General features: G+C 62.8%; 25 protein-coding genes. 8 read left to right on the top strand and 17 right to left on the bottom strand.

From position 1 onward, the window contains the following. Positions 1-15 precede the first annotated feature (15 nt). A complete protein-coding gene (locus tag NKI16_RS22950; protein WP_352623654.1) occupies positions 16-882 on the bottom strand; it encodes an RNA methyltransferase in 867 nt (288 codons plus the stop codon). 206 nt (positions 883-1,088) lie between these two features. On the opposite strand from NKI16_RS22950, the gene NKI16_RS22945 reads away from it, so the two are divergent. Both NKI16_RS22945 and NKI16_RS22940 read left to right on the top strand, forming a co-directional pair. Continuing rightward, positions 1,089-2,300 (top strand): NADP-dependent isocitrate dehydrogenase, encoded by a 1,212-nt coding sequence (locus NKI16_RS22945; protein WP_352457792.1) that lies wholly within the window; start codon positions 1,089-1,091, stop codon positions 2,298-2,300. Between the two features lie 11 nt (positions 2,301-2,311). Then, complete coding sequence (locus NKI16_RS22940) at positions 2,312-2,938, top strand: glutathione S-transferase family protein (RefSeq protein WP_352590663.1); 627 nt, start codon at positions 2,312-2,314, stop codon at positions 2,936-2,938. Between the two features lie 122 nt (positions 2,939-3,060). Here the strand turns inward: NKI16_RS22940 and NKI16_RS22935 are convergent, their stop codons facing one another. The 3 genes from NKI16_RS22935 to recA form a co-directional block, all read right to left on the bottom strand. Continuing rightward, the gene (locus tag NKI16_RS22935) at positions 3,061-3,855 is read right to left on the bottom strand and encodes a PhzF family phenazine biosynthesis protein (RefSeq protein ID WP_352590660.1); all 795 of its coding nucleotides are present in this window, start codon (positions 3,853-3,855) and stop codon (positions 3,061-3,063) included. A gap of 64 nt (positions 3,856-3,919) precedes the next feature. Then, positions 3,920-6,586 carry an alanine--tRNA ligase gene (gene alaS / locus NKI16_RS22930; RefSeq protein WP_352625342.1) on the bottom strand — a complete coding sequence of 889 codons (2,667 nt, stop codon included), beginning with the start codon at positions 6,584-6,586 and terminating at the stop codon, positions 3,920-3,922. Between the two features lie 259 nt (positions 6,587-6,845). Beyond that, positions 6,846-7,943 (bottom strand): recombinase RecA, encoded by a 1,098-nt coding sequence (recA, locus tag NKI16_RS22925; RefSeq protein ID WP_023674696.1) that lies wholly within the window; start codon positions 7,941-7,943, stop codon positions 6,846-6,848. Positions 7,944-8,220: 277 nt separating this feature from the next. On the opposite strand from recA, the gene NKI16_RS22920 reads away from it, so the two are divergent. After that, a complete protein-coding gene (locus tag NKI16_RS22920; RefSeq protein WP_352625340.1) occupies positions 8,221-9,144 on the top strand; it encodes a PfkB family carbohydrate kinase in 924 nt (307 codons plus the stop codon). Positions 9,145-9,178: 34 nt separating this feature from the next. Here NKI16_RS22920 and NKI16_RS22915 read toward each other — a convergent pair whose 3' ends face one another. Then, positions 9,179-9,502, bottom strand: a complete 324-nt coding sequence (locus NKI16_RS22915) for a TfoX/Sxy family protein (protein ID WP_023717364.1) — start codon at positions 9,500-9,502, stop codon at positions 9,179-9,181. Positions 9,503-9,592: 90 nt separating this feature from the next. Between NKI16_RS22915 and NKI16_RS22910 the strand changes: the two genes are divergently transcribed. After that, positions 9,593-10,090, top strand: coding sequence for a GFA family protein (locus NKI16_RS22910; protein ID WP_352458423.1), 498 nt, complete (start codon positions 9,593-9,595; stop codon positions 10,088-10,090). Between the two features lie 163 nt (positions 10,091-10,253). Here the strand turns inward: NKI16_RS22910 and sufA are convergent, their stop codons facing one another. The 8 genes from sufA to NKI16_RS22870 all read right to left on the bottom strand — a co-directional run bounded on the left by sufA (position 10,254) and on the right by NKI16_RS22870 (position 17,922). Continuing rightward, positions 10,254-10,634 carry a Fe-S cluster assembly scaffold SufA gene (gene sufA, locus NKI16_RS22905; RefSeq protein ID WP_006206001.1) on the bottom strand — a complete coding sequence of 127 codons (381 nt, stop codon included), beginning with the start codon at positions 10,632-10,634 and terminating at the stop codon, positions 10,254-10,256. 109 nt (positions 10,635-10,743) lie between these two features. Then, on the bottom strand, positions 10,744-11,139 hold the full coding sequence (locus NKI16_RS22900) for an SUF system Fe-S cluster assembly protein (RefSeq protein ID WP_352458424.1): 396 nt from the start codon (positions 11,137-11,139) through the stop codon (positions 10,744-10,746). Positions 11,140-11,144: 5 nt separating this feature from the next. After that, on the bottom strand, positions 11,145-12,386 hold the full coding sequence (locus NKI16_RS22895) for a cysteine desulfurase (RefSeq protein WP_352625338.1): 1,242 nt from the start codon (positions 12,384-12,386) through the stop codon (positions 11,145-11,147). Between the two features lie 178 nt (positions 12,387-12,564). Continuing rightward, a complete protein-coding gene (gene sufD, locus NKI16_RS22890; protein ID WP_352625336.1) occupies positions 12,565-13,833 on the bottom strand; it encodes a Fe-S cluster assembly protein SufD in 1,269 nt (422 codons plus the stop codon). 43 nt (positions 13,834-13,876) lie between these two features. Then, positions 13,877-14,632 carry a Fe-S cluster assembly ATPase SufC gene (sufC, locus tag NKI16_RS22885; protein WP_352458427.1) on the bottom strand — a complete coding sequence of 252 codons (756 nt, stop codon included), beginning with the start codon at positions 14,630-14,632 and terminating at the stop codon, positions 13,877-13,879. Then, positions 14,625-15,041 carry a hypothetical protein gene (locus tag NKI16_RS22880; protein WP_352458428.1) on the bottom strand — a complete coding sequence of 139 codons (417 nt, stop codon included), beginning with the start codon at positions 15,039-15,041 and terminating at the stop codon, positions 14,625-14,627. The genes sufC and NKI16_RS22880 overlap by 8 nt, the downstream gene beginning before the upstream one ends. Beyond that, on the bottom strand, positions 15,038-16,555 hold the full coding sequence (gene sufB, locus NKI16_RS22875) for a Fe-S cluster assembly protein SufB (protein ID WP_352458429.1): 1,518 nt from the start codon (positions 16,553-16,555) through the stop codon (positions 15,038-15,040). The genes NKI16_RS22880 and sufB overlap by 4 nt, the downstream gene beginning before the upstream one ends. 188 nt (positions 16,556-16,743) lie before the next feature. Then, positions 16,744-17,922, bottom strand: a complete 1,179-nt coding sequence (locus tag NKI16_RS22870) for a cysteine desulfurase family protein (protein WP_352625333.1) — start codon at positions 17,920-17,922, stop codon at positions 16,744-16,746. A 273-nt stretch (positions 17,923-18,195) separates the two neighbouring features. Between NKI16_RS22870 and NKI16_RS22865 the strand changes: the two genes are divergently transcribed. Together NKI16_RS22865 and NKI16_RS22860 are read left to right on the top strand one after the other, a co-directional pair. Next, positions 18,196-18,870, top strand: a complete 675-nt coding sequence (locus tag NKI16_RS22865; RefSeq protein WP_023674683.1) for an alpha/beta hydrolase — start codon at positions 18,196-18,198, stop codon at positions 18,868-18,870. 6 nt (positions 18,871-18,876) lie between these two features. Then, positions 18,877-19,527, top strand: a complete 651-nt coding sequence (locus NKI16_RS22860) for an FMN-binding negative transcriptional regulator (protein ID WP_352625331.1) — start codon at positions 18,877-18,879, stop codon at positions 19,525-19,527. Positions 19,528-19,568: 41 nt separating this feature from the next. On the opposite strand, the gene NKI16_RS22855 is transcribed toward NKI16_RS22860, so the two are convergent. Continuing rightward, positions 19,569-19,901, bottom strand: a complete 333-nt coding sequence (locus NKI16_RS22855) for a lipid-A-disaccharide synthase N-terminal domain-containing protein (protein ID WP_023674681.1) — start codon at positions 19,899-19,901, stop codon at positions 19,569-19,571. Further along, positions 19,894-20,622 carry a glycosyltransferase family 2 protein gene (locus NKI16_RS22850; protein WP_031211231.1) on the bottom strand — a complete coding sequence of 243 codons (729 nt, stop codon included), beginning with the start codon at positions 20,620-20,622 and terminating at the stop codon, positions 19,894-19,896. Before NKI16_RS22850 ends, NKI16_RS22855 begins: the two co-directional genes overlap by 8 nt. Before the next feature lie 385 nt (positions 20,623-21,007). Here NKI16_RS22850 and tyrS point away from each other — a divergent pair, with 385 nt between their 5' ends. Then, positions 21,008-22,261, top strand: coding sequence for a tyrosine--tRNA ligase (gene tyrS / locus NKI16_RS22845; protein ID WP_352782748.1), 1,254 nt, complete (start codon positions 21,008-21,010; stop codon positions 22,259-22,261). A 530-nt stretch (positions 22,262-22,791) separates the two neighbouring features. Here tyrS and NKI16_RS22840 read toward each other — a convergent pair. Together NKI16_RS22840 and NKI16_RS22835 are read right to left on the bottom strand one after the other, a co-directional pair. After that, positions 22,792-23,886: an alkene reductase gene (locus tag NKI16_RS22840; protein ID WP_023674678.1), complete on the bottom strand. Its 1,095-nt coding sequence runs from the start codon at positions 23,884-23,886 to the stop codon at positions 22,792-22,794. 58 nt (positions 23,887-23,944) lie between these two features. Beyond that, entirely contained in the window at positions 23,945-24,733 is a 789-nt protein-coding gene (locus tag NKI16_RS22835) for an SDR family NAD(P)-dependent oxidoreductase (RefSeq protein ID WP_352572762.1), read from the bottom strand. A gap of 110 nt (positions 24,734-24,843) precedes the next feature. Here NKI16_RS22835 and NKI16_RS22830 point away from each other — a divergent pair, with 110 nt between their 5' ends. Further along, positions 24,844-25,407 carry a TetR/AcrR family transcriptional regulator gene (locus NKI16_RS22830; protein WP_023674676.1) on the top strand — a complete coding sequence of 188 codons (564 nt, stop codon included), beginning with the start codon at positions 24,844-24,846 and terminating at the stop codon, positions 25,405-25,407. Positions 25,408-25,832 lie beyond the last annotated feature (425 nt).

Below are 25,832 nucleotides of genomic sequence, written 5' to 3'. Positions count from 1 at the left end.
TGGGTCGTTCCGAGGCTAGTCTTTGTCTTTCGCCCTCGCAGCGCGTGCCGCGGCCGCCGGGAGCCGCCTTGGGTCGTCGCCGGGCGATCCGTCGCCGCGCGGCATGGCCGGCGAGAACCTGTCCAGCGATGATATTATGCCGCGCAGCACCTTGAGCTCCGGCTCGGCAAAGCCGGGGCGGGTCAGCACAGCGCGCAAATTGTCGACCATCTTCGGCTTCTTCGCTGCCGGGCGGAAATAGCCGCGCGCCTCCAGTGCACCTTCCAGATACGCAAACAGGCCGTGCAATTCTTCCTTCGCAGCCGGCGGCATTTCGGGGCCGGAGAAGTTGGTCCTGGTCTCGTCTTCCAGGCCGGACTTCATCCATTCATAGGACATCAGCAGGGCAGCCTGGGCGATGTTGAGCGAGGAGAAGGCTGGATCGACGGGGAAGGTGACGATCTCGTCGGCAAGGCCGACCTCGTCATTATAGAGGCCGAAGCGCTCGCGGCCGAACAGGATGCCGGTGCGCTGGCCGGCCCGCTGCCGCGCCCGCAGCGCCCTGCCCGCCTCGACCGGACCGCGCACCGGCTTGAAATTGTCGCGCGCGCGCGCCGTGGTGGCGAAGACGAAGTTCAAATCGGCAACCGCCGAGGCCAGGTCATCGAACACCTTGACGGCATCGATGACGTGGTCGGCGCGGCTTGCGGCGGCACGCGCCTTCTCGCTCGGCCAGCCGTCGCGCGGATTGACGAGCCGCAGCTCGGAAAGGCCGAAATTGGCCATGGCGCGTGCAACCATGCCGATATTCTCGCCGAGCTGCGGCTCGACCAGGATGATCGCCGGTCCGGACGCTGGAGTTCCAGAGGCAAGAGGGGTGTCGGGATCCTGGGTAGCGGCCATGGTTGTCAGTGAACTGCTGTTTGCGGCATTTCGCAGTCCCCTGCCACATTTGGCGGCGAAAATGAAGCTTTCGCAAGGAATGCCGGCACTACGGCGCGGTTCGCCGTTTGCGCGGCCAAAAAGCCTTTGATATACGGGCCGCATCCCAGGGCCGGCAGCCGTGCGGGCAACGCCGTTCCGTTCCCCAAAAGCGAGGCATTCTTTCCATGGCGAAGATCAAGGTGGCGAACCCGGTCGTCGAACTCGACGGCGACGAGATGACCCGCATCATCTGGCAGTTCATCAAGGACAAGCTGATCCACCCTTATCTCGACCTCAAGCTCGAATATTACGACCTCGGCATCGAGCACCGCGACGCCACCAACGACCAGGTGACCATCGATTCCGCCAACGCCATCAAGAAATACGGCGTCGGCGTGAAATGCGCGACGATCACGCCCGACGAGCAGCGCGTCGAGGAATTCAAGCTGAAGAAGATGTGGAAGTCGCCGAACGGCACCATCCGCAACATCCTCGGCGGCACCATCTTTCGCGAGCCGATCATCATGAAGAACGTGCCGCGGCTGGTGCCCGGCTGGACCAAGCCGATCATCGTCGGCCGCCACGCCTTCGGCGACCAGTACCGCGCCACCGACTTCCGCTTTCCCGGCAAGGGCAAGCTGACGATCAAATTCGTCGGCGAGGACGGCCAGGTGATCGAGCACGATGTCTTCGACGCACCCGGCGCCGGCGTCGCCATGGCCATGTACAATCTCGACGAATCGATCCGCGAATTCGCCCGCGCCTCCCTGAATTACGGCCTGCTGCGTAATTACCCCGTCTACCTCTCGACCAAGAACACGATCCTCAAAGCCTATGACGGCCGCTTCAAGGACATCTTCCAGGAGGTCTACGAGGCGGAGTTCGAAACAGAATTCAAAGCGAAGAAGCTCTGGTACGAGCACCGGCTGATCGACGACATGGTGGCCTCGAGCCTGAAATGGTCGGGTGGATATGTCTGGGCCTGCAAGAATTATGACGGCGACGTTCAGTCCGACACGGTGGCGCAAGGCTTCGGCTCGCTCGGCCTGATGACCTCGGTGCTGATGACGCCGGACGGCAAGACCGTCGAGGCGGAAGCCGCGCACGGCACCGTTACCCGCCACTATCGCCAGCACCAGAAGGGCGAGGAGACCTCGACCAATTCGATCGCCTCGATCTTCGCTTGGACGCGCGGCCTCGCGCATCGCGCCAAGCTCGACGACAATGCCGAACTGAAGCGCTTTGCCGAGACGCTGGAAAGGGTCTGCATCCAGACGGTCGAGTCCGGCTTCATGACCAAGGACCTGTCGCTGCTGATCGGCCCCGACCAGCCATGGCTTTCGACCACCGGCTTCCTCGACAAGATCGACGAGAATTTGCAGAAAGCGATGGCCTGAGCCCAACCGGCATGGGCAAGCCCGTCGTCTACGGCGCGGACTACAGCGTCTATGTGCGCATCGTGCGGCTGGTGCTGGAGGAAAAGGGCGTCGGCTACGAGCTCGTGCCCGTCGACGTCTTTGCCGCGGACGGCATTCCCGGCTGGTATTTCGAGCACCAGCCGTTCGGCCGCATCCCGACCTTCGAGCATGACGGCTTTCGCCTCTACGAGACTGGCGCGATTGCCCGTTATGTCGACGAAGCCTTTGACGGCCCGGCGCTGCAGCCGGCCGGAGCCCGGCCTCGAGCACGCATGAACCAGATCACCGGCCTGCTCGACGCCTACGCCTACAGGACCATGGTCTGGGATGTCGCTGTCGAGCGGCTGGAAAAAACGCCGCCCGACGAAGCCGTGATCGCCAACGGGTTGCGGCAGGCAAGAACGGCATTGCAGGCGCTCTCCTCGCTGAAAGCCGAAGGGCCTTGGCTGTTGGGGACGGACCTGACGCTGGCCGACCTGCACGCCGCACCGATCATCGGCTATTTCGTTAAGGTCGCCGAGGGACAAGCCCTGCTGGCCGAGTTTGCCGATATTCGGGATTGGTATGCGCGCATCACTCAACGCGCGAGTTTTGCGAAAGCCGAAAAGGCAGGGTGACAAAGATACGAGAGGCCGAGGGACAGCACCCCCCTCTGTCCTGCCGGACAGAGGGGGGTGCTGTCCCGCCGAGGCTGGCGACAATTCTCCCAGATCCTTGCCTTCTCTGCCTCGCAAGCCGCTCAATCGGGAAGGTAGATCTCCGCCTTCATGAAGGTCTTCGCACGGCCTGTGATCAGCACGCGATCTCCGGCCAGTTCGCATAGCAAATGCCCGCCGCGCTGCGAGCATTGGAATGCCGACAGATGCGTCTTGCCGAGTTTTTCAGCCCAGTAAGGTACCAGCGTCGCATGAATGGAGCCGGTAACCGGATCCTCGGGAATGCCCGCCCCGGGCACAAAGTAACGGGAGACGAAATCGTGGGCTCGCCCAGGCGCGGTAATAACCAGGCCGAGAGGATGAAAACGTCCGATCCTGAGCAGATCGGGAACGAAAGATCGCACGGTTGTCTCGTCGGCAAGCTCGACAAACAGGTTCTCGAAATTGCGGAAGCTCGCAACCGGCCGCTGAGGCAATATCGCTTGCAGCGCCGAGTTCAGCTCTTCCTCGATGGGCTGCGGCGGAAAACACGGCAGATCAAGCTGATAGGCCCCTCCCCACCGGGAAACCCGCAGCTCGCCGACCCGGGTGGCGAAGGCCATTTCGCCCTGACCATTGTATTCCGTAGCCAGCACATGGGCGGCCGCAAGAGTGGCGTGGCCGCAGAAGTCGACTTCATGGACCGGCGTGAACCAGCGCAAATCCCAACCTTTGCCATTCGGCCGCACAAACGCGGTTTCAGCAAGATTGTTTTCGTTGGCGATGGCCTGCATTACCTGCTCCGACAGCCATTCCTCTAAAAGGAGAACGGCGGCAGGGTTACCCTGGAAGGCCCGTTCGGCAAAGGCATCGACCTGATACATCGTCAGCGTCGGCATATCGGCCCTCAAAGATATCCGCTGGGCGGCGCGCCATTTCGGCCGTGCCGCCCCCGGTGCAGGTTCACGCCGCTTCGAGAGCCGCCTTCACCGCAGCGATCGCGTCTTCGGCCTTCGAGCCGTCCGGGCCGCCGGCCTGAGCCATATCGGGTCGCCCGCCGCCGCCCTGCCCGCCCAATGCCGCGGACGCGACGCGCACCAGATCGATGGCGTTGAAGCGGCCGGTCAGATCATCGGTGACGGCGACGACGACGCTCGCCTTGTTGTCCTCGCCGGCGCCGACAAAGACGACGATGCCGGAGCCGAGCGACTTCTTGCCGGCATCGGCCAACGGCTTAAGATCCTTTGGCGAGACGCCCGATACCGCCTTGCCGAGAAAACCGACACCGGCAATGGTTTCGTTTTCCGCAGGCACACCGGCTGGCGAGCGATCGCCCAGCGCCAGCTTCTTGCGCGCCTCGATCAGCTCCTTTTCGAGCTTCTTGCGTTCGTCCAGCAGCGCCTCGACGCGGGCCGGCACATCGGCCGGCGAAATCTTCAACGCGGCGGCGGCCGCCTTCAACCGCTTGTCCTGTTCGTCGAGATGCTTTCTGGCCGCCTCGCCGGTCAACGCCTCGATGCGGCGCACGCCGGCAGCGACCGCGCTGTCGGACACGATGCGCACCAGGCCGATATCGCCGGTCGCCCTGACATGCGTGCCGCCGCATAGCTCGACCGAATAAGGCCGGTTGGCCTTGGCGCCATGCAAGCCCGTGCCCATCGAAACGACGCGCACTTCATCGCCATATTTCTCGCCAAACAGCGCCATGGCGCCTTCGGCAATGGCGTCGTCGACAGACATCAGGCGTGTGGTTACAGGGCCGTTCTGAACGACGATCTCGTTTGCCATGCGCTCGACCTCTTCGAGCTCGTCAGGCGAGATCGGCTTGTTGTGCGAAATGTCGAAGCGCAGACGCTCGGGCGCGACCAGCGAGCCCTTCTGCGCCACATGGGTACCCAGCACCTCGCGCAGCGCCTCATGGATCAGATGCGTGGCGGAATGGTTCGCGCGCAGCCTGGAGCGACGCGCGTGGTCCACCTTCAGCTCGACGGTCGCGCCCGTCTTGACCGTGCCGTTGGCCACCTTGCCGAGATGCACGAAAAGCCCATCGGCCTTCTTCTGGGTATCGGATATTTCGATCGAGAACCCGTCGCCCGAAATGACGCCGGTATCGCCCATCTGGCCACCGGACTCGCCATAGAACGGCGTCTGGTTGACAACCACGGCAACGGCGTCGCCTTTGCCGGCACTGTCGACGGTCTTGCCGTCCCTGACCAGCGCCTGGATGAGGCCTTCCGCCTGCTCGGTCTCATAGCCGAGGAACTCGGTGGCGCCGGCGTTCTCGCGCACCGGAAACCATACCGTCTCGGTCGCCACGTCGCCGGAGCCGGCCCAGCTTTTGCGCGCCTCCGCTTTCTGCCGCTCCATCGCCTCGGTGAAGCCGGCAAGGTTGACCGAGATGTTGCGCTGGCGCAGCGCGTCCTGCGTCAGATCGAGCGGAAAGCCATAGGTGTCGTAGAGCTTGAACGCTGTCTCGCCATCCAGCATGTCGCCGGAGGCCAGCTTTTCCGTCGCCTCCGAAAGCAAGCCCAAGCCGCGCACCAGCGTCTTGCGGAAACGAGTTTCCTCAAGCTTCAGCGTTTCGGTGATCATCTGTTCGCCGCGCACCAGTTCCGGGTAGGCTTGGCCCATCTCGCGGACCAGTGCCGGCACCAGGCGCCACATCAGCGGATCGCGGGCGCCGAGCAACTGCGCGTGGCGCATGGCGCGGCGCATGATGCGACGAAGCACGTAGCCGCGTCCTTCGTTGGACGGCAGCACGCCGTCGGCGACCAGGAAGCAGGACGAACGCAAATGGTCGGCGATGACGCGCAACGATGCGACGGCGTCCGCATCCGGACCGCGGCCGAGCGCCGACGACGCAGCGTCGATCAGGTGGCGGAACAGGTCGGTTTCGAAGACGCTTTCAACCCCTTGCAGGATGGATGCCATGCGCTCGAGGCCCATGCCTGTGTCGATCGACGGACGCGGCAGGTCGACGCGCTCGTCCTTCGTCACCTGTTCGTACTGCATGAACACCAGGTTCCAGAATTCAAGGAAACGGTCGCCATCCTCCTCGGGGCTGCCGGGAGGGCCGCCCCAGATATGCTCGCCACGGTCGATGAATATCTCCGAACACGGCCCGCAAGGTCCAGTGTCGCCCATTGCCCAGAAATTGTCCGAAGTCGCGATGCGGATGATGCGATCGTCCGAAAGGCCGGCGATCTTCTTCCAGTACGAGGCCGCCTCGTCGTCGGTGTGGTAGACGGTGACCAGCAGCTTGTCCTTCTTCAGCCCGAACTCCCTGGTGATCAGGTTCCAGGCAAGCTCTATGGCCCGCTCCTTGAAATAGTCGCCGAAGGAAAAATTGCCGAGCATCTCGAAGAAGGTCAGGTGGCGCGCGGTGTAGCCGACATTGTCGAGGTCGTTGTGCTTGCCGCCGGCGCGAACACTCTTCTGGGCGGTCGTGGCGCGCGAATAGGGCCGCTTCTCCAGACCGGTGAAAACGTTCTTGAACTGCACCATGCCGGCATTGGTGAACATCAGCGTCGGGTCGTTGCGCGGCACCAGCGGGCTTGACGCGACGACCTCGTGACCTTCCTTGCGAAAATAGTCGAGAAATGCCGACCGGATCTCGTTGACGCCACTCATGAATACTGCCTTTTCGAGAGAACCGCCGGCTGCCGGCGGAAAATAGACATGGCCTTTTAGCGGTCGCACCGCAGCCTGTCCAGAAACACCAAATGGGCACAAATCCCGGCGTTCACCAGCGCCTTGAAATGCGTCTGCCTCGCCGTCAAACGCGAACCGCCGGCCCTGGGCCGGCGGTTCGAAACGCATCGATTACGCAAACTCAAAATCAAAACATCAAATCGAAACCTGGCTGAGGCTCAGCGAGGCGTCGCTTGCCCTACATCACCCCAGCGTCGTCCTCGAAACCGTCGTCGCTGCTTTCGGAGCCGCCGTTCTCAAGGAATTTCTCAGCGATCAGCCCGGCATTCTGCCGTAGCGCCAGCTCGATCTCGCGCGCCGTGTCGGGATTGTCGCGCAGGAACAGTTTTGCGTTTTCGCGGCCCTGGCCAAGACGCTGCGAATTGTAGGAGAACCAGGCGCCCGACTTTTCGACCACGCCCGCCTTGACGCCGAGATCGACCAGTTCGCCGGTCTTGGAGACGCCCTCGCCATACATGATGTCGAACTCGACCACCTTGAAGGGCGGCGCCAGCTTGTTCTTGACGACCTTGACGCGGGTCTGGTTGCCGACGACCTCGTCGCGATCCTTGACCGAGCCGATGCGGCGGATGTCGAGGCGGACCGAGGCATAGAATTTCAACGCATTGCCGCCGGTCGTCGTCTCGGGCGAACCGAACATGACGCCGATCTTCATGCGGATCTGGTTGATGAAGATGACCATGGTGTTGGAGCGCGAGATCGAGGCGGTGAGCTTGCGCAGTGCCTGGCTCATCAGGCGGGCCTGCAGGCCGGGCAGCGAATCGCCCATCTCGCCTTCGATTTCCGCCCGCGGCGTCAACGCCGCCACCGAATCGACCACCAGCACGTCGATGGCGCCGGAGCGCACCAGCGTGTCGCAGATCTCCAGCGCCTGCTCGCCGGTATCGGGCTGCGAGATCAGCAGGTTTTCGAGATCGACGCCGAGCTTGCGGGCATAGACCGGGTCGAGCGCGTGCTCGGCATCGACGAAGGCGCAGATGCCGCCCTTCTTCTGGGCTTCGGCCACCGTGTGCAGCGCCAGCGTCGTCTTGCCCGAGCTTTCCGGTCCGTAGATCTCGACGATGCGGCCGCGCGGCAGGCCGCCGACGCCAAGCGCGATGTCCAGCCCAAGCGAGCCGGTCGGCACCGTTTCGATCTCGACGACCTGCTCGTTCGCGCCGAGCCGCATGATCGAGCCCTTGCCGAAGGCACGCTCGATTTGCGACAGCGCCGCATCCAGAGCCTTTGATTTGTCCACCGCTTTGTCCTCTACAAGCCGCAAAGAATTCTGAGCCATGATACATCACCCCGTGGTCGTCAATGGAGGCCGGACAATCCCGCAATCCTTAAAAGAATGTACCTCATTTGTTCTCATTTGTCAATGAGCACCAAGGGTTTGAAAAATAACGGATATCCATATTTGTTCTATTTTTGTTTCGCAATTATTGCTTCCGATGTGTCTCGCCTCGCATGCGGCGCCGTTGCCGTCACCAACCGAATCGGACCCGCGATTGCAGGGTTCCGCCCGGCGACCTAGTCTCCCCCGGGCAACAGCTAAAGGGCATTTTGACGGCATGATCAAATCCCCGACGATCCTGGCCGTGGGCGGCGCCTATATCGAGCGGCGCGGCCGGATTGCCGGCGCCTTCGTGCCGGCCGCTTCCAACCCGGGCACGATGCGCGAACATGTCGGCGGCGCCGTCTTCAACGCCTTGCGCTGTGCCGTGCGCCGCGGCGTCTCGGCCTCGCTGCTTTCGGTGCGCGGCGGCGATGCCCTTGGCGACACGGTTTTACGCGCCGTCACCGAGGCCGGCATTGCCGACCTGTCGGCGGTGTTCCTCGACCGAGCAACGCCAAGCCATACGATGCTGATCGACAGCGACGGCGGGCTGATCGCCGGCCTTGCCGACATGGTGCTCTACGAGCTGGCGCTTCCCAAGCAGATCCGCCGTGCCAAGGTGCGGGAAGCGATCGGTTCGGCCGACGCGGTGCTGTGCGACGCCAACCTGCCGTCGACCGCGCTGGAGCGGCTGGCGGCACTCGCCGCCGGCAAGCCGGTGTTTGCGCTTGCGGTCTCGCCCAACAAAGCGGCGCGTTTGACGCCGGTGCTCGACCGTCTGGCGCTGGCCTTCATGAACCGGCACGAGGCCGGCGTGCTCGCCGGCGTCCAAATCGATCAAGGCATCGTCGACGGCCTGAGACGCGCCGGGCTGAAAAGCGGCGTGATCACCGCCGGCGACGAACCAGTGCTCGGTTTCGACGAATTGAGCGCGTTCTCGATCTCGCCACCGCCGCTACAAAAGCGGACCGATGCTGCCGGCGCCGGCGACGCATTGGCAGGCGCGACGATCGCCGCCCTGCTGCGCGGCCTGACGCTGCGCGCAGCGCTGCGCGAAGGCGTTGCCGCCGCGATGCTCGCCGTCGAGCGCGCCGCCTTCACCAGCGCCAGCTTTGCCGAGGCGCTGGCGCTCGTGCCCGAAGCGCGGGACCCGGCGTGAAGTGCGGCCCGGAATTGCCGAAGCATGACGCAGCCTATTTGCCGGCGCGCCGTCCTGCCTCGTAGGCGCGGCGTGCCCAGATCGCCATCTCGTCGGGATCGTCGAAGGCGCTGTCGGGAACGCTCCAATAGGGCATCGACACGAGCTTGCCGTGGCGCGAGCCGGTATAGGTCCATTGCCGGCAGCCGGCCGCTTCGAAATCCGGGGCGCTTTCGGCGTCGGCCTTCAGCATCAATTCGCCACGGATGACGATGGCGACGATGACGCCGTCGAAATAGATGCCCTTGCCGCCGAACAGCTTGCGGATGCTGACCGGGCCGAGGCCTTCGAAAAGCTCTTCTATGCGCTCGTTGTCCATGCGGCGATCATGTCACCCGGATTTCCCCTTGTCATCGACGCAACCGGCACCATCCTGACAAGTTCGGAATCAATTTCGTCGGAGTTTTTCATGCCGCTTCTGCTCAAAGGGTCCTGCCGGTGCAATGCCGTGCGTTTCGAGGTGGAAAGCCACACGCCGGTGCCGTTCATGCTGTGCTACTGCTCGATCTGCCGCAAGCAGCAGGGCGGCGGCGGTTTTGCCATCAATCTCGGCGCCGATTACGAAACGCTGAAAATCCAGGGCAAGCGCCATCTCGGCGTCTACCGCGCCGAGATCGAGGACGACGAGCACCCGCAACGCGAGACCTCGACGGGCGAGCGGAACTTCTGCACGAAATGCGGGACGGCACTCTGGCTCTACGATCCGACCTGGCCGGAGCTGGTGCATCCGTTTGCCTCGGCGATCGACACAGACCTGCCGAAACCGCCGGAGAAGGTGCATCTGATGCTGAAATACAAGGCGAACTGGGTCGAGCCCGACATCGGCAAGGGTGACAAGGTGTTCGACGTCTACCCGGAGGAGTCGATCGCAGACTGGCACAAGCGAACGGGGATGTGGGTGGATTAGCTTCGGCAGTCCCCCTCATCCGGCCCTTCGGGCCACCTTCTCCCCGCTGGGGAGAAGAGACTGGCTCAACCGTTCGCGACCTCTTCTCCCCTCGGGGAGAAGGTGGCCGCGAAGCGGCCGGATGAGGGGGTCTCGCGAAATCCTACTAAGGAAAAGAAAATTCTCAGGCCGAAGCGCGTGCTTCGGCCAGTGCCTTCAGATCAGCCGGCTTCAATTCGACCGATTCGCCGCAGCCGCAGGCCGAGCTCTGGTTCGGATTGCGGAAGGTGAATCCGGTGCGCAGCGTCGTCTGCTCGAAATCCATCTCGGTGCCGAACAGGAAAAGGGCCGCCTCCGGCGCGACATAGACATGGGCGCCGTCACGCTCGATATGGTCGTCCTTGGTATTGGGTTCGGTCACCAGATCGACCGTATATTCCATGCCGGCGCAGCCGCCCTTCTTGATGCCAAGGCGAATGCCATGCGCATTCTCACGGGTCGCAACGATCTCGCGAACCCGGTCGGCGGCCTTTTCGGTCATCGTGATGACGGCGAAGCGTCCCATGTTTTCCTTCTCCATGCGCGCAGGTTCAAGGCCTGCCGAATGATTCCTCACCTAAAATGGTGAAGTTTTGTACCCGGCGCAAGTGCGCCAGCCTCTGGCTGGTCGGATGCTAGTACCACCCAACCGCCACCTGCGCCTCTTCCGACATGCGGTCGGGCGACCAGGGCGGGTCGAAGGTCATGTTGACCTCGACGCCGGAGACGCCTTCGACGGCGCCGACGGCGTTTTCGACCCAGCCCGGCATTTCGCCAGCCACCGGGCAGCCCGGCGCGGTCAGCGTCATGTCGATCTTGACCGAGCGGTCGTCCTCGATGTCGATCTTGTAGACCAGGCCGAGCTCATAGATGTCGGCCGGGATTTCCGGGTCATAGACCGTCTTCAGCGCCGAGACGATGTCGTCGGTCAGCCGCGCCAGTTCGTCGGCGGGAATCGTTGACCCGGAAACCGCCGCATTGGTGGTCATATCCAGTGCCGTGCTTTCGGCGGTGTGGCTGGCATCATCCATGATCGTCACCCGAAGAACTTTCGCGCCTTTTCCAGCGCATCGGCCAAAGCATCGACTTCGGCCCTGGTATTATACATGCCGAACGATGCCCTGCATGTGGATGTTACGCCGAAGCGTTTCAACAGCGGCTGGGCGCAATGGGTGCCGGCGCGCACCGCCACGCCCTGCCGGTCGATGACCATCGACACGTCATGCGCGTGGATGCCCTGCAGCTCGAACGAGATGATGGCGCCCTTGCCGGGCGCATCGCCGAAGATGCGCAGCGAGTTGATGGCGCGCAGTTTTTGATGCGCATAATCCTTCAGATCGGCCTCGTGCGCGGCGATGCGCTCGCGGCCGATGTTTTCCATGTATTCGAGCGCGGCACCCAGCCCGATCGCCTGGACGATCGGCGGCGTGCCGGCCTCGAAACGGTGCGGCGGATCGTTGTAGGTGACGATGTCTTGCGTCACCTCCTCGATCATCTCGCCGCCGCCCATGAACGGGCGCATGCGCTCCAGAATATCCTTCTTGCCGTAGAGCACGCCGATGCCCGACGGGCCATAGACCTTGTGGCCGGTGAAGACGAAGAAATCGCAGTCGAGGTCCTGCACGTCGATCGGCATATGCACGGCGCTCTGGCTGCCGTCGACCAGCACCGGGATGCCGCGCGCATGCGCGATGCGCACGATTTCCTTGATCGGCGTCACCGTGCCCAGCGCATTCGACATGTGGGTTATGGCGACCAGTTTTGTCCGGTCGGTCAGCCGCTTCTCGAATTCCTCGATATGGAAGACGCCGAGATCGTCGACCGGTACCCAGACCAGCTTGGCGCCCTGCCGCTCGCGGATGAAATGCCACGGCACGATGTTGGAATGATGCTCCATGATCGAGAGCACGATCTCGTCGCCTTCGCCGATGTTCGGCATGCCGAAACCATAGGCGACCGTGTTGATCGCCGCCGTGGTGTTCGAGGTGAAGACGATGTTGTCGGTGCTCGGCGCATTGAGGAAACGGCGCACCGTCTCGCGAGCCCTCTCATAGGCGTCGGTCGCGGCATTCGACAGGAAATGCAGGCCGCGATGGACGTTGGCGTATTCCTGGGAATAGGCGTGCTGGATGGCGTCGAGCACGGCCTGCGGTTTCTGCGCCGAGGCGCCATTGTCGAGATAGACCAGCGGTTTGCCGTAGACTTGCCGCGACAGGATCGGGAAGTCGCGGCGGATCGCCTCGACGTCGTAGGGGATGTTTTCGACTTTCTGGTCCATCACAACTCTCTCGAGGCACCGCCTCATTCCGTCCAGCACCCCTCATCCGACCGAGCTTCGCTCGGCCACCTTCTCCCACAAGGGGAGAAGGAAGAGCGCCTCTCCTTCTCCCCTTGTGGGAGAAGGTGGCGCCGAAGGCGACGGATGAGGGGTATTGGCACCAACCCCTCAGTCACCTCTACCCGTGCGTCAAAAACCAATCGTCGAGCCGACGTTCCAGCGCCTCGACGATGGCCTCGTCGTCCAGTTCCTCGATCACCTCGGCGACGAAGGCCTTGACCAGCAAGCCGCGCGCGGTCTTCTCGTCGATGCCGCGCGCCATCAGGTAGAACAAATGATTGTGGTCGATCTCGGTGACGGTCGCGCCATGGCCGCAGACGACGTCGTCGGCGAAGATTTCAAGCTCCGGCTTGGTCGAGAACTCGCCGTCGTCCGACAGAAGCAGCGTGTTGCAGGCCATCTTGGCGTTGGTCTTCTGGGCATATTGATGGACGTTGATGCGGCCCTGGAAGACGCCGCGCGCTCTGCCGGTCACCACATTGCGGATGACTTCAGTCGAGGCCGTATGCGGCACGGCGTGGTCGAGCACCATGGTGACGTCGGTATGGGTGTCGCCGGCGAGCAGATTGATGCCGCGCAGGGTGAATTCGGCGCCCTCGCCGGTCGTCTTCACGACGACCTCCTGGCGCACCAGCTTGCCGCCGGCATTCATGACGAACAGCGTCAGCTTCGAATTCTTGCCGAGATGCGCCTTGAACTGGGCAAGGTGCGTCGCCGTATCCGGCTGCTCCTGCACGATGAGCCATGTCACCTCGGCGCCCTCGCCAAGCACAAGCTGGCTCACCGCGCTGACCAGCGCCGCCCCCTCGCCCGCCTGGCGTTCGACGATAACAGCGTTGGCGCGGGCACCGACGCGGACGGCCAAGCGTACATGCGTCTGTCCACCGGCCTGCAAATTCTGCATTTCGACCGGCTTGTCCAGTTGGGCACCGTCGGCGATGTCGACGAAATAGCCGTCGGCGACAAAGGCGGTGTTGAGCGCGCCGATGGCATCGTCGCTGCCATAGGAATCCAGCCCCGGGGCGATGCTGCCGTCGGTCAGCTTCTCCGATAGGCGCTGTACCGTGACGCCCTCGACAACAGCCCATTTCGCGCTCGAAACGCCGTTCAGCACCGGTAAAACGCTGGAGCCTTCGACGATCGGCGCAATGGCTTTCGCGACCGCTGCCGGATCGAAGTCCGGCACCGAAGTCAGCAGCCGGCGCAGGTCCGTATAATGCCAGGATTCGACGCGCCGCGTCGGCAGGCCGCCCTTGATCGCCTCGATGGCGTCGTCGCGCTTCAGCATCACCGCGCCGTCGCCGGGCAGCAGCGACAGCCGCTCGCCAAAGGCGTCGATCAGCGCCGTTTCGGCCAATGTTCGCTGGGGTGTCGTGTGCATATTCATCAGTATCGCCTTATTTGGCTTGCCTTCCGGGCCTGCTGGCATCTCACGCGGCTTGCCCGATCACGCCGGCATAGCCATTGGCCTCGAGGTCGAGCGCCAGCGACTTGTCGCCCGACTTGATCACCTGACCCCTGTAGAGCACGTGCACCGTATCCGGCACGATGTATTGGAGCAGGCGCTGGTAATGGGTGATGACGACGATGGCCCGGTCCGGCGAGCGCAGCGTGTTGACGCCGTCCGCGACGATCTTCAGCGCGTCGATATCGAGACCGGAATCGGTCTCGTCGAGCACGCAGAGCTTTGGCTCGAGCAGCTTCATCTGCAGGATCTCGGCACGCTTCTTCTCGCCGCCGGAGAAGCCGACATTGAGCGGCCGCTTCAGCATCGCCATGTCCATGTTGAGCGAGGCCGCCGCTTCCTTCACGCGCTTGAGAAATTCCGGGATCTTCAGCGGTTCCTGGCCGCGCGCCTTGCGCTGCTCGTTCATCGCCACTTTCAGGAATTCCATCGTCGCCACGCCCGGTATCTCCATCGGATACTGGAAGGCGAGAAAGATGCCGGCGGTGGCGCGCTCGGCCGGATCCATTTCGAGGATCGACTGGCCGTTGTAGAGGATATCGCCCTCGGTGACCTCATAATCCTCGCGCCCGGCAAGGATATAGGACAGCGTCGATTTTCCCGAGCCGTTCGGCCCCATGATGGCGGCGACCTCACCGGCCTTCACCGAAAGATTCAGGCCGCGAATGATCTCGGTGCCGTCGTCGACGATACGGGCATGGAGGTTTCTGATTTCAAGCATTCTCTTGCTCTATCGTTCCGTTAACTACATATCGCCGAGCTAGGGCAACGGCGACGTCGCTTTCAAGTTCAGGTGCCAAGTCAAATCGCATACTTCCGTCCTCGACGGCGTCGGCGGGATTCGGCCACCTGGTGATTTCAAAAATCTCAGGGCCGTAGACGGTGATCATCAACTCCGTGCCGTCTTCGCGCCCAGCGCTAATTCGGTTGGCTTCGACTTCGATCCTGACGACAACTTTCCTTTCGGCAGCAAAGCTTCGAAGGTAGTTCCCGAGCGACGTTGCCAATTCTCCGCAAATCTGCTCATCGAGGTCGGCCCGATAGTTGTCGGGTAGCTCACCAGAATGCCTGTCAAACTGGTGAACGCGTGCGACCAACGGCGGACCGTCCTCTGCCTCATCGTCACTCACCCAACGCTCCCCTCGAGGCTGATCCCGATCAGTTTCTGCGCCTCGACCGCGAACTCCATCGGCAGTTGCTGGATGACGTCCTTGACGAAGCCGTTGACGATCAGCGCGATCGCCTCTTCTTCCGGAATGCCGCGCTGCATGACATAGAACTTCTGGTCCTCGGAAATCTTCGAGGTGGTGGCCTCGTGCTCGAACTGCGCGGTCGAATTCTTGGCTTCCATGTAGGGCACGGTGTGTGCGCCGCACTGATCGCCGATCAGCAGGGAATCGCAATTGGTGAAGTTGCGGGCGTTGGTCGCCTTGCGGTGCGCCGAGACCTGGCCGCGATAGGTGTTCTGCGAGAAGCCGGCGGCAATGCCCTTGGAGATGATGCGGCTCGACGTGTTCCTGCCGAGATGGATCATCTTGGTGCCGCTGTCGACCTGCTGATAACCGTTCGACACGGCAATCGAATAGAACTCGCCGCTGGAATCGTCGCCGCGCAGGATGCAGCTCGGATATTTCCAGGTGATGGCCGAACCGGTCTCGACCTGCGTCCACGAAATCTTCGAGCGATGGCCGCGGCAGTCGCCGCGCTTGGTGACGAAATTGTAGATGCCGCCCTTGCCTTCGGCGTCGCCGGGATACCAGTTCTGCACCGTCGAATATTTGATCTCGGCATCGTCGAGCGCGATCAGCTCGACCACCGCGGCATGAAGCTGATTCTCGTCGCGCTGCGGCGCCGTGCAGCCTTCGAGATAGGAGACGTAAGCCCCCTCCTCGGCGATGATCAGCGTGCGCTCGAACTGGCCGGTGTTCTTCTCGTTCATGCGGAAATAGGTCGACAGTTCCATCGGGCAGCGCACGCCCTTGGGCACGAAGACGAACGAACCGTCGGTGAACACGGCCGAATTCAGCGTTGCGTAGAAATTGTCGGAGGTCGGCACGACAGAACCGAGATATTTCTTCACCAGTTCCGGATGCTCGCGGATGGCTTCCGAGATCGAGCAGAAGATGACGCCGGCCTGCGCCAGTTCCTTCTTGAAAGTGGTGACGACAGAGACGGAATCGAACACCGCATCGACGGCGACGCGGCCCGACTTGTAGACGTTGTCGCTGGCTTCCTCGAGCTCCGACGCATCGGTCTTCTGCACGCCGGCGAGGATTTCCTGTTCCCTGAGCGGAATGCCGAGCTTCTCATAGACCTTCAGCAGTTCGGGATCGACCTCGCTGAGCGAAGTCGGCCCGGGCGTGCTCTTGGGCGCGGCGTAATAGTGGAGGTCCTGGAAATCGATTTTGGGATAGTGGACGCGCGCCCATTTCGGCTCGTCCAGCGTCAGCCAGCGGCGATAGGCTTCCAGGCGCCATTCCAGCATCCAGGACGGCTCGTCCTTCTTCGCCGAAATGAAGCGGATAATGTCTTCGCTCAGGCCCTTGGGGGCCTTGTCCATCGCGATTTCGGTCTGGAATCCGTATTTATACTGGTCGACATCGATCTTTCGAACTCGATCGATCGTCTCCTGCACAGCAGGCATCAGCGTTCTCCATCCACGCCGGGGTCAAGGCCCGGCAGTTTTCAAACTATGGCACCGCAAACGAGCACCCATCAGGCACCGGAGGCGGCGTAAGTTTCATATAGTGCGTTCATGCCGGAAATTCACCCGGCCAAATGCGAACGCACGGCTCTACCAGGCCGCAAGGCCCTACATTTCGTCTGCCGCGCTCAGGCGGCTCGTTCCCTGCTTGCCTTTTCCTTACCGGCTTGGCGCGCGACGATCGTCGCCAGCGCCGAACGGAACAGCTCGATATCTTCAGCGCTGGTCGCGTGGCCGACGGACACGCGCAACGCGCCGAGGCCGTCACCATAACCCATGGCTTTCAGCACGTGACTCGGCCCTACTTTGCCCGACGAACAGGCCGATCCAGCCGACAGCGCCACACCGGCCAGGTCGAAGGCAATCTGCGCCGTCTCGGCCTTGATGCCGGCAATAGCGAAGAATGTCGTATTGGCAAGCCTTGGCGCGCCGATCCCGAAGATTTCGGCGTCCGGAACAAGCGTTTTCACGATCGCCTCGATTTCGTCGCGACGCTGCCGCACCGTTTCGATCGTTTGCAAGCCGGCAGCCGCCTCGCGCGCCGCCGCGCCAAACCCGGCAATCGCCGCCAGGTTTTCGGTGCCGCCGCGATGGCCTTTTTCCTGGCCACCGCCGCTGACCAGCGGTCTTGGCATCATCAGGTCCGACGCCGCGACCATGGCGCCGACGCCCTTGGGTCCGCCGATCTTGTGCGACGAGAGAATCAGATAGTCTGCGTAACCCGCTGACATATCGAGCGGAATGCGGCCGGCCGCCTGCACGGCATCGACAACCAGGATGCCACCCGCCGCCTTGACGATTTCGGCAATGCGGCCAACCGGCTGGATCACGCCGGTCTCATTGTTGGCAGCGTGGACGGCCACCAGCGGCAAGCCTTCGGCCTTGTCATGCTGGACGAGAGCCTCGGCCAAAACGTCGAGCCTGACGACGCCGTCGGCGTCGACGCCGATCCGTGTCACCTGCGCCGCTGGGAAGCGCCCGCCGTTCAGCAGGCAAGGATGATCGGCCTCGGACACATAGAGCCGGCTCATACGGACAGCACCGCGCCCCATCTGCCAGTCCGGCGTCAGCAGCGTCGAGGCCGCTTCCGTCGCGCCGGAGGTGAATACGACATGCTCGGCTTTGGCGCTGACCAGTCGCGCCACGTCGCGCCTGGCATCCTCGATCAGCCGCCGTGCAGCGCGGCCCTCGGCATGGACCGAGGACGGGTTGGCGGCGACGTCGAGCGCAGCGACCACGGCCGCGCGCGCGGCGGCAAGCAGCGGCACGCTGGCGTTGTAGTCGAGATAGGCGCGTGCTCCGGCCATTTCCGTCCAACTGGTCCCTTCAAAAGCCGTTCCGCGAAGATAGCGCGTTATTTCCTTGAAATTGCAAGGCAAGACGTCCTATTTACGCGGCTTGCGGCGCGGGTGGCCGAGCCACAATTTTTGGCCGCCCAGTTTTGAACAATTCTAAACTAGCTTCTAGAAAGACGCTCGCCCTGCGTCAAGGCCTAGGGAAGACTGGGGCCTAGGGAAGACTGGGGCCAGAGGAAGAGTTGTTCCGGGCGCCGCGCAAATTTATACCAAGTGGAGTATTTCATGCCTGAGGTCATTTTCACCGGTCCGGCCGGCCGTCTGGAGGGTCGCTATCAGCCCTCGAAGGAAAAGAGCGCGCCGATTGCCATCGTCCTGCACCCTCACCCCCAGTTTGGCGGGACGATGAACAACAAGATCGTCTACGACCTCTTCTACATGTTCCAGAAGCGCAATTTCACCACGCTGCGCTTCAATTTCCGCGGCATCGGCCGCAGCCAGGGCGAGTTCGACCACGGCACCGGCGAATTGTCCGACGCCGCCGCGGCGCTCGACTGGGTGCAGTCGCTGCATCCGGATTCCAAGAGCTGCTGGGTTGCCGGCTATTCGTTCGGCTCGTGGATCGGCATGCAGCTTCTGATGCGCCGGCCGGAGATCGAGGGCTTCATCTCGGTCGCGCCGCAGCCCAATACCTATGATTTCTCGTTCCTGGCGCCATGCCCGTCGTCCGGCCTGATCATCCACGGCGACGCCGACAAGGTCGCGCCACCCAAGGACGTGCAGGGGCTGGTCGACAAGCTGCACACGCAAAAGGGCATTACCATCACCCAGAAGACCTTGCCTGGCGCCAACCATTTCTTTGCCAACCATGCGGAGCTTCTGATCGAGGAATGCGCGGACTATCTGGATCGCCGGCTGGCCGGGGAATTGTCCGACCCACGGCCGAAGCGGCTGAGATAGTCGGCGATGTACCAACCGCCTCACTTCCAGGAAACCCGGCAGGACGTCCTGCACGGGCTGATCCGGTCGCATCCGCTTGGCCTGCTGGTCTCGAACGGCGCCGAGGGGCCGATCGCCAACGCAATTCCCTTTCTTCTAGACGCGGATGTGCCACCGAACGGCAGGCTGCGCGCCCATTTGGCCAAGGCCAATCCGCAATGGCGGCTTTTGGCCGACAATCCCCTGTCGCGGGTGCTGGTCGTCTTCCAGGGCGCCGATGCCTATGTGACGCCGTCCTGGTACGAGACCAAGCGCGAAACCGGCAAGGTGGTACCGACCTGGAACTACGCCATCGTCCAGGTGCACGGCATCGTCACGGTGATCGAAGACCAGGATTGGCTGGCCGAGCAGATTTCCGATCTGACGATGTCGCAGGAGGGCAGCCGCTCGGCGCCGTGGGCGGTGACCGACGCGCCGGCACCCTTCATCCAGTCGCAGATCAAAGGCATCGTCGGCCTGGAGATCGAAATCACCGAAATCAGCGGCAAATGGAAAGTCAGCCAGAACCGCCCGGCCGCCGACCGCGTCGGTGTCGCCGAGGGGCTCGAGAGCGAGACTGCCAACTCGGCCGACATGGTCCGGCTGGTAAGGTCCTACGGCGGGCTGGACGGCAAGTAATCTGGAGTGCTTGCTCGACCGGTTTCAGGCCGGTCGAGGGCTCAATCGACCTTCGTCATCGCCGCCTTGCGCTCGTTGGCGATCAGCCAGAGATTGCGGATATAGATCAACAGGCCCATGGCCTGGCCGGCGATGAACACCGGATCCTGACGCTGGATGGCGTAGATCAGCAGCAGGCCGCCGCCGAACAGCGAAAAGAACCAGAAGGCGATCGGCACGACGCTGCGCTTGGCCTTTTCCGACGCCACCCACTGCACCAGAAAGCGCATGGTGAAGAAGAACTGGGCGACGAAGCCAAGCAGAACCCAGGCATCGAATTGCTTGACGAAAACATCGTGAAGCCAGGTCGCCAATTCCTGAAGCACGTTACCCATGCCTGATTTCCTCTACTTTGGGCATTCTGCGGCGCCTGCGGCGCAGCCACCAGACGCCGGCAAGATCAAGCACGCCCTGCAGGCCGCGATCGAAGATGCCGTAATTCGATTTGCCGTGACGGCGGGAGCGATCGACGACGTCGCAATGGACGACGCGGTAGCCCTCCTGGATGACCAGCGCCGGAACAAAGCGGTGGGTGCCGTCGAAGAACGGCAATTTCCTCAAAATGTCGGTATGGATCGCCTTGAGGCCGCAGCCGGTATCCCGCGTCTCGTCGTGCAGGATGGCCTTTCTCAGCCCGTTGGCGAAACGCGACGCCAGCTGCTTGATCTTGCTGTCGCGGCGCTTCAGACGCTGTCCCTGCGCGGCCCCGACATCGGGACCAGCCTGCCGCAGCGCGTCTATCAACACTGGGATATAACCGGGGTCGTTCTGGCCGTCGCCGTCGATGGTGGCGACGATATCGCCGCGCGCCGCCCAGGCGCCCGAACGCACCGAGAGCGACTGGCCAGCGGATTTCTGATGCCTGAGATGGCGCAGCGGAAACCGGCGAAGCGCTGCTTGTGCGGCAAGCACCGAAGGCGTGTCGTCGGTCGAGCCATCGTCGACGACGATGACCTCGAAGTCGCGCCCGGCCATCGCGGCGCCGATCTCGTCGAGCAGAAGCGGCAGGTTCGCCGCCTCGTTCCGGCAAGGAATGACGATGGATATCTCCGGCATCTCGACTCTGTCATAGGATATGGCATTCGATCGATGCCGTGCGGTCCAGCGGATGAGACCCGTTGGCGGCGCCTCATTACGCCAGCCGAAACAATGACGCAAGCAGGCTGCACGCTTGGGGTTCTCCCTTCTCCCCTTGTGGGAGAAGGTGGCCGCGCGAAGCGCGGTCGGATGAGGGGTGTTCCAGCTTGGCAACGACGGCACTCCGTCCAACACCCCTCAACCGTCTTGGCGCTGCGCGCCAATCCACCTTCTCCCACAAGGGGAGAAGGCAAGAGGGTGTCGCAAAACCGGATTCCACTTTTGCTGATCGCGCTTGAGTGCTAAACGCCCGCCTTCATGCATAGCCGAGCCGCATTCGGCCGGAAGCCTTTCGGGAAAGAAAATGTCCGCCTTCAAATCCGATTTCCTGCGCACGATGAGCGAGCGCGGTTTCATCCACCAGACCTCGGACGATGCCGCCCTCGACCAGCTTTTCGCCACGGAAACGGTGAGCGCCTATATCGGCTTCGACGCCACCGCCAGAAGCCTACATGCCGGGTCGCTGATCCAGATCATGATGCTTTACTGGCTGCAGCAGACCGGCCACCGGCCGATCGCGCTGATGGGCGGCGGCACCTCGATGATCGGCGATCCGTCGTTCAAGGACGAGGCGCGCAAGCTTTTGACGCCGCAGGACATCGAGGACAATCTCGCCGGCATCCGCCGCAACTTCACACCCTACCTCAAATTTGGCAGCGGCCCCAACGACGCCGTCATGATCAACAATGCCGACTGGCTGATGGACATCAACTACGTCAATTTCCTGCGCGATGTCGGCCGGCATTTTTCGGTCAACCGCATGCTGGCCTTCGATTCGGTCAAGCTCCGGCTGGATCGCGAGCAGTCGCTGTCGTTCCTCGAATTCAACTACATGATCCTGCAGGCCTACGACTTCGTCGAGCTCTACAAACGCCTCGGCTGCCGGCTGCAGATGGGCGGCTCCGACCAGTGGGGCAACATCGTCAACGGCATCGATCTCGGCCATCGCATGGAAGGCGCGCAGCTTTATGCGCTGACGACGCCGCTGCTCACGACCTCCTCCGGCGCCAAGATGGGCAAGTCGGCCTCGGGCGCGGTCTGGCTCGATGCGGAGATGCTGAGCCCGTACGAGTTCTGGCAATACTGGCGCAACACCGAGGATGCCGATGTCGGCCGCTTCCTGAAGCTCTACACGACCCTGCCACTCGCCGAGGTCGCACGCCTCGAACGGCTCGGCGGCTCGGAGATCAATGAAGCCAAGAAGATCCTCGCCACCGAAATCACCGCCATGCTGCATGGCCGCGAGGCGGCAGAGGAGGCCAGCGAAACGGCGCGTAAGACGTTCGAAGAAGGGGCGCTCGCCGAAACACTGCCAACCGTCGAGGTGGGCAGGGCCGATCTTGAAGCCGGCGTCGGCATATTGTCGCTGTTCGTCACCGCCGGGCTGGCTGGGTCCAACGGCGAGGCACGGCGGCATATCCAGGGCGGCGCCGTGCGCCTCAACGACCAGCCAGTTTCCGACGATCGCAGGATGGTGACGCTGCAGGACCTTGGCCCGGAAAACGTCGCGAAACTGTCGCTCGGCAAGAAGAAACACGTTCTGGTGCGGCCGGTCTGACCAGGGCCCGGCACTTCCTGTTAGATCTTTTCCGAAACCGGTTTCATCTTGCGGCGCTGACCTTCGGTTCGGAATCACCGCCGAGGTTAATCAGCTAGCTCCCGAGAATGGCCGAGATGCCATTCGTCTCATCGATCGGAACGAGCAGGTAGCGCAAATAGCGGACGTTCTGCGGCGCTTCGATGAACGTCTTGTTCGGGGCCGGAAGCGGACTTGCGGCTTGGCGGCTTGGAATGTGAGAAGCGGACGTTCAGGCGCCCCCATGCATCGACGCGATCTGACCCATTCACGACAGTCGAAATCACGGTGAACGGGTCCGCTTGCGCCTGTAAAGCGAACGTACGACGTGCTACGAATCTCGCCTGGCTGGTCCTGGGCGGACCAGAGGAGCTAACGTCTATGCTATAGCCCTCCATGGCCCTCCTGAATCCCTGGGTTTGGACACCAGTTCGAGCGGAGCGCCAGAGAGATGCCCTGAGGCGCTGCTGTCACGTGGGATGGCTGCCTCGCAGGCGCCGCCCTCCGATAGCTCATGGGCGGCTTGAGGCGGCGATCGCGGGATAGTCGGTATAGCCAGCGGAGCCGCCGCCATAGAGCGTCGCCGAGTTGAACTCCGTCAGCGGCGTGCGCGTCTTCAGCCGTTCCACAAGGTCGGGATTGGCGATGAACGGGCGCCCGAAGGCGAAGAGGTCCGCCTTGCCCTCAGCGAGCCGCGACGCCGCGAGTTCGAGGTCATAGCCGTTATTGGCGATATAGGTATTGTTGAAGCGCCGGCGGAGCGATCCGAAGTCGAACGGCGCGACATCGCGCGATCCGCCCGTGGCGCCCTCGACGACATGGATATAGACGATGCCCAAAGCATCGAGTTGATCGACGATATAGTCGAACTGCGCCTGGGGGGCGCTGCTCGAGACGCCGTTGGCGGGCGAGACGGGCGAAATCCGAATGCCGGTGCGCTCTGCGCCGATCTCCTCGACCACCGCAGTCGCAACCTCCAGCATCAGCCGGGCGCGGTTCTCGACCGATCCGCCATAAGCATCCGTGCGGACATTGGCACCGTCCTTGGCGAACTGGTCCAGCAGATAGCCGTTGGCGCCATGAATCTCGACGCCATCGAAGCCGGCCTCAATGGCGTTCGCCGCTGCTTGCCGGAAATCGTTGACGATCCCCGCAAGCTCGTCGAGCGCCAGCGCGCGGGGCTCCGAAACCTCGACAAAGCCGTTGTTCACGAACGTCTTGGTCGCGGCCCGGATTGCCGAGGGCGCGACGGGCGCGGCGCCGTTCTCCTGCAGATCGACGTGCGAGACGCGGCCGACGTGCCAGAGCTGCAGGAAAATCCGCGCGTCCTTGGCGTGCACCGCGGTCGTGACCTTTCGCCAGCCGTCGATCTGAGCCTGAGAATAGATGCCGGGCGTGTCCTGGTAACCTTGTCCCTGCCGCGAGATCTGCGTGGCCTCGGAGATCAGCAGGCCGGCGGAGGCCCGCTGGCCGTAATACTCGGCGGCAAGATCACCCGGAACGAAGCCCGGGCCAGCGCGATTGCGCGTGAGGGGCGCCATGACGATACGATTGGAGAGCGTCAGCGAGCCGAGAGAATAAGGCTCAAAAAGTGCTTTGTTGGTCATAGGTCACCTTGTTTGTCCCCGCCGCGACGAGGTCGTTATCAAATGGATTCGTTGGTGCTCAGGCGACCTTGCGGTACCGCTCGGCGGGATGTTCGTTCCGATAGTTCGGAAGCATGGCCTGGCGCGCGGCCTGAAGCGCGTCCCACTGACCGGCATCGGGGAGTGGCGGGATGGTCACCGGTTCGCGGCGGTCGAAGCCGACCAGCGCCGCGTCAACCAGATCGTCCACCTCCATCACGTTGGAGAGCGTGTTGATGTCGGCGCCGACGTGGCCCCAGATCTCGGTTCGCGTCGTGGCGGGCAGCACGGCTTGGACGTAGACGCCCTTCGGCTCAAGCTCGAGGCTGAGCCCCTGCGACAGAAACAGCACGAAGGCTTTGGTTGCGCCGTAGACCGTCATGCCGAACTCCGGCGCCAGCCCGACCACGGAACCGATGTTGACGATCGCCCCTGCACCCGCCTTCGCAAGTCGCGGGGCGATGGCGCTGGCAAGTCGCAGAAGCGCGGTCGTGTTGAGCGCAACGAGCCGGGCGACGTCATTGGTACTCTGCTCGATGAAGCTTCCGCCGATGGCTGTTCCGGCATTGTTGACGAGAATCCCGATGCGGGCGTCATCGCGCAGCCTCGTCTCTACCGTTGCAAGCTCGGCAGGCTGCGTAAGATCAGCCTGGACGATGTCGATCGCAACGCCAGTTTCCTGACGGAGCCGGGCTCCCAGTGCCTCCATTCGTGCCACGTCACGGGCAACCAGCACGAGGTCGTGTCCGCGGCGGGCGAACCGTTCGGCATAGGAAGCTCCGATGCCCGTGGAGGCGCCGGTGATGAGGACTGATGGAATGGTGGTCATGGCATTGCTCTTTTCTCTGATGGAACCTATATTCATGACGATCATCATGATTGCGGCTAAATATGATGGGCATCATGTACATGTCAACGGGGCCGACGGAGAATTTTGAAATGAAGGTCAGTCGAGAGCAGATGGCGGAGAACCGTCACCGGATATTGGATGCGGCCAGCCGGCTGTTTCGCGAGAAGGGGTTCGACGCGGTCAGCGTGGCGGAAGTGATGAAGGCCGCCGGGCTCACCCATGGCGGCTTCTATGGCCATTTCAGTTCGAAGGACGACCTGATCGCGCAGACCCTTGCCCACGTCCTCGCCGCGGACTCAGGCGGAGGGGGCGATCTTCGCGCTTATGTAGGTTCCTATCTTTCGCCCCGGCATCGCGACAACTGCGCCGGCGGTTGCCCGACGGCGGGCCTTGCCGCAGCCATCCGCCATCAGACCCCGGCTGCACGCTCGGCCATGACGGAAGGCCTACGATCGCAGATCGACCGTATCGGCAAGGCGCTCCCGGAGTTGGATCCGGCAGACAGACGCCGCGCGGCGATCGGAAGCTGGGCAGCGATGGTGGGGGCAGTAATCCTCGCCCGGGCGATCGACGATCCCGCGCTCTCGGATGAAGTGCTTGAGCAGACGCGTGCCTGGGTCGATGCCGGGATCAGCCAAGTGTCTGCCAGCTAGGTGGTCTGCGGCAGGAGTGCTCTTGTCGAGAGCAATGCGGCTATCGGCGTTGGTTGGGTGGCTATCTTGCAGAATATCGCACCGCAGCGTGCAATCAGCGGGATTCGCGGACCAAGAGGGTTTCGAACTTCCCTGTTGAGGCAACCATGCTGTCGCCCAATTTCCGCTAAACTGGCGAATGAAGCCGTTCAACGGCAGAACATCGAATGACCGCTCCTGGCGCAACTACGCCCTCAAGCGCGGTCGCCGGTGATGTCCGCTGTAAGGCGGTGGCACAACTAACTTTAACGGCCGACATTAGGCGCAAAGCGGCCATTTAGGCCCGGGCGGACGTCAGTCGGATAGTGTGCTGAAGGTTCTGCAAAAAGTTTTGGAGAGAGAACGGCGCCTGCTCTGAGGGGCGAGCGGCCATGGCACGGTGGTGA

It is taken from the genome of Mesorhizobium sp. M0698 (assembly GCF_040320455.1).
Classification (GTDB): Bacteria; Pseudomonadota; Alphaproteobacteria; order Rhizobiales; family Rhizobiaceae; genus Mesorhizobium.
This window is presented reverse-complemented; position numbering and strand designations above follow the sequence as displayed.

Coding starts and splice junctions, on each gene's coding strand:
- NKI16_RS22950 (WP_352623654.1), bottom strand. CDS start 882: ATGGCCGCTACCCAGGATCCCGACACCCCTCTTGCCTCTGGAACTCCA.
- NKI16_RS22945 (WP_352457792.1), top strand. CDS start 1,089: ATGGCGAAGATCAAGGTGGCGAACCCGGTCGTCGAACTCGACGGCGAC.
- NKI16_RS22940 (WP_352590663.1), top strand. CDS start 2,312: ATGGGCAAGCCCGTCGTCTACGGCGCGGACTACAGCGTCTATGTGCGC.
- NKI16_RS22935 (WP_352590660.1), bottom strand. CDS start 3,855: ATGCCGACGCTGACGATGTATCAGGTCGATGCCTTTGCCGAACGGGCC.
- alaS (WP_352625342.1), bottom strand. CDS start 6,586: ATGAGTGGCGTCAACGAGATCCGGTCGGCATTTCTCGACTATTTTCGC.
- recA (WP_023674696.1), bottom strand. CDS start 7,943: ATGGCTCAGAATTCTTTGCGGCTTGTAGAGGACAAAGCGGTGGACAAA.
- NKI16_RS22920 (WP_352625340.1), top strand. CDS start 8,221: ATGATCAAATCCCCGACGATCCTGGCCGTGGGCGGCGCCTATATCGAG.
- NKI16_RS22915 (WP_023717364.1), bottom strand. CDS start 9,502: ATGGACAACGAGCGCATAGAAGAGCTTTTCGAAGGCCTCGGCCCGGTC.
- NKI16_RS22910 (WP_352458423.1), top strand. CDS start 9,593: ATGCCGCTTCTGCTCAAAGGGTCCTGCCGGTGCAATGCCGTGCGTTTC.
- sufA (WP_006206001.1), bottom strand. CDS start 10,634: ATGGGACGCTTCGCCGTCATCACGATGACCGAAAAGGCCGCCGACCGG.
- NKI16_RS22900 (WP_352458424.1), bottom strand. CDS start 11,139: ATGGATGATGCCAGCCACACCGCCGAAAGCACGGCACTGGATATGACC.
- NKI16_RS22895 (WP_352625338.1), bottom strand. CDS start 12,386: ATGGACCAGAAAGTCGAAAACATCCCCTACGACGTCGAGGCGATCCGC.
- sufD (WP_352625336.1), bottom strand. CDS start 13,833: ATGAATATGCACACGACACCCCAGCGAACATTGGCCGAAACGGCGCTG.
- sufC (WP_352458427.1), bottom strand. CDS start 14,632: ATGCTTGAAATCAGAAACCTCCATGCCCGTATCGTCGACGACGGCACC.
- sufB (WP_352458429.1), bottom strand. CDS start 16,555: ATGCCTGCTGTGCAGGAGACGATCGATCGAGTTCGAAAGATCGATGTC.
- NKI16_RS22870 (WP_352625333.1), bottom strand. CDS start 17,922: ATGGCCGGAGCACGCGCCTATCTCGACTACAACGCCAGCGTGCCGCTG.
- NKI16_RS22865 (WP_023674683.1), top strand. CDS start 18,196: ATGCCTGAGGTCATTTTCACCGGTCCGGCCGGCCGTCTGGAGGGTCGC.
- NKI16_RS22860 (WP_352625331.1), top strand. CDS start 18,877: ATGTACCAACCGCCTCACTTCCAGGAAACCCGGCAGGACGTCCTGCAC.
- NKI16_RS22855 (WP_023674681.1), bottom strand. CDS start 19,901: ATGGGTAACGTGCTTCAGGAATTGGCGACCTGGCTTCACGATGTTTTC.
- NKI16_RS22850 (WP_031211231.1), bottom strand. CDS start 20,622: ATGCCGGAGATATCCATCGTCATTCCTTGCCGGAACGAGGCGGCGAAC.
- tyrS (WP_352782748.1), top strand. CDS start 21,008: ATGTCCGCCTTCAAATCCGATTTCCTGCGCACGATGAGCGAGCGCGGT.
- NKI16_RS22840 (WP_023674678.1), bottom strand. CDS start 23,886: ATGACCAACAAAGCACTTTTTGAGCCTTATTCTCTCGGCTCGCTGACG.
- NKI16_RS22835 (WP_352572762.1), bottom strand. CDS start 24,733: ATGACCACCATTCCATCAGTCCTCATCACCGGCGCCTCCACGGGCATC.
- NKI16_RS22830 (WP_023674676.1), top strand. CDS start 24,844: ATGAAGGTCAGTCGAGAGCAGATGGCGGAGAACCGTCACCGGATATTG.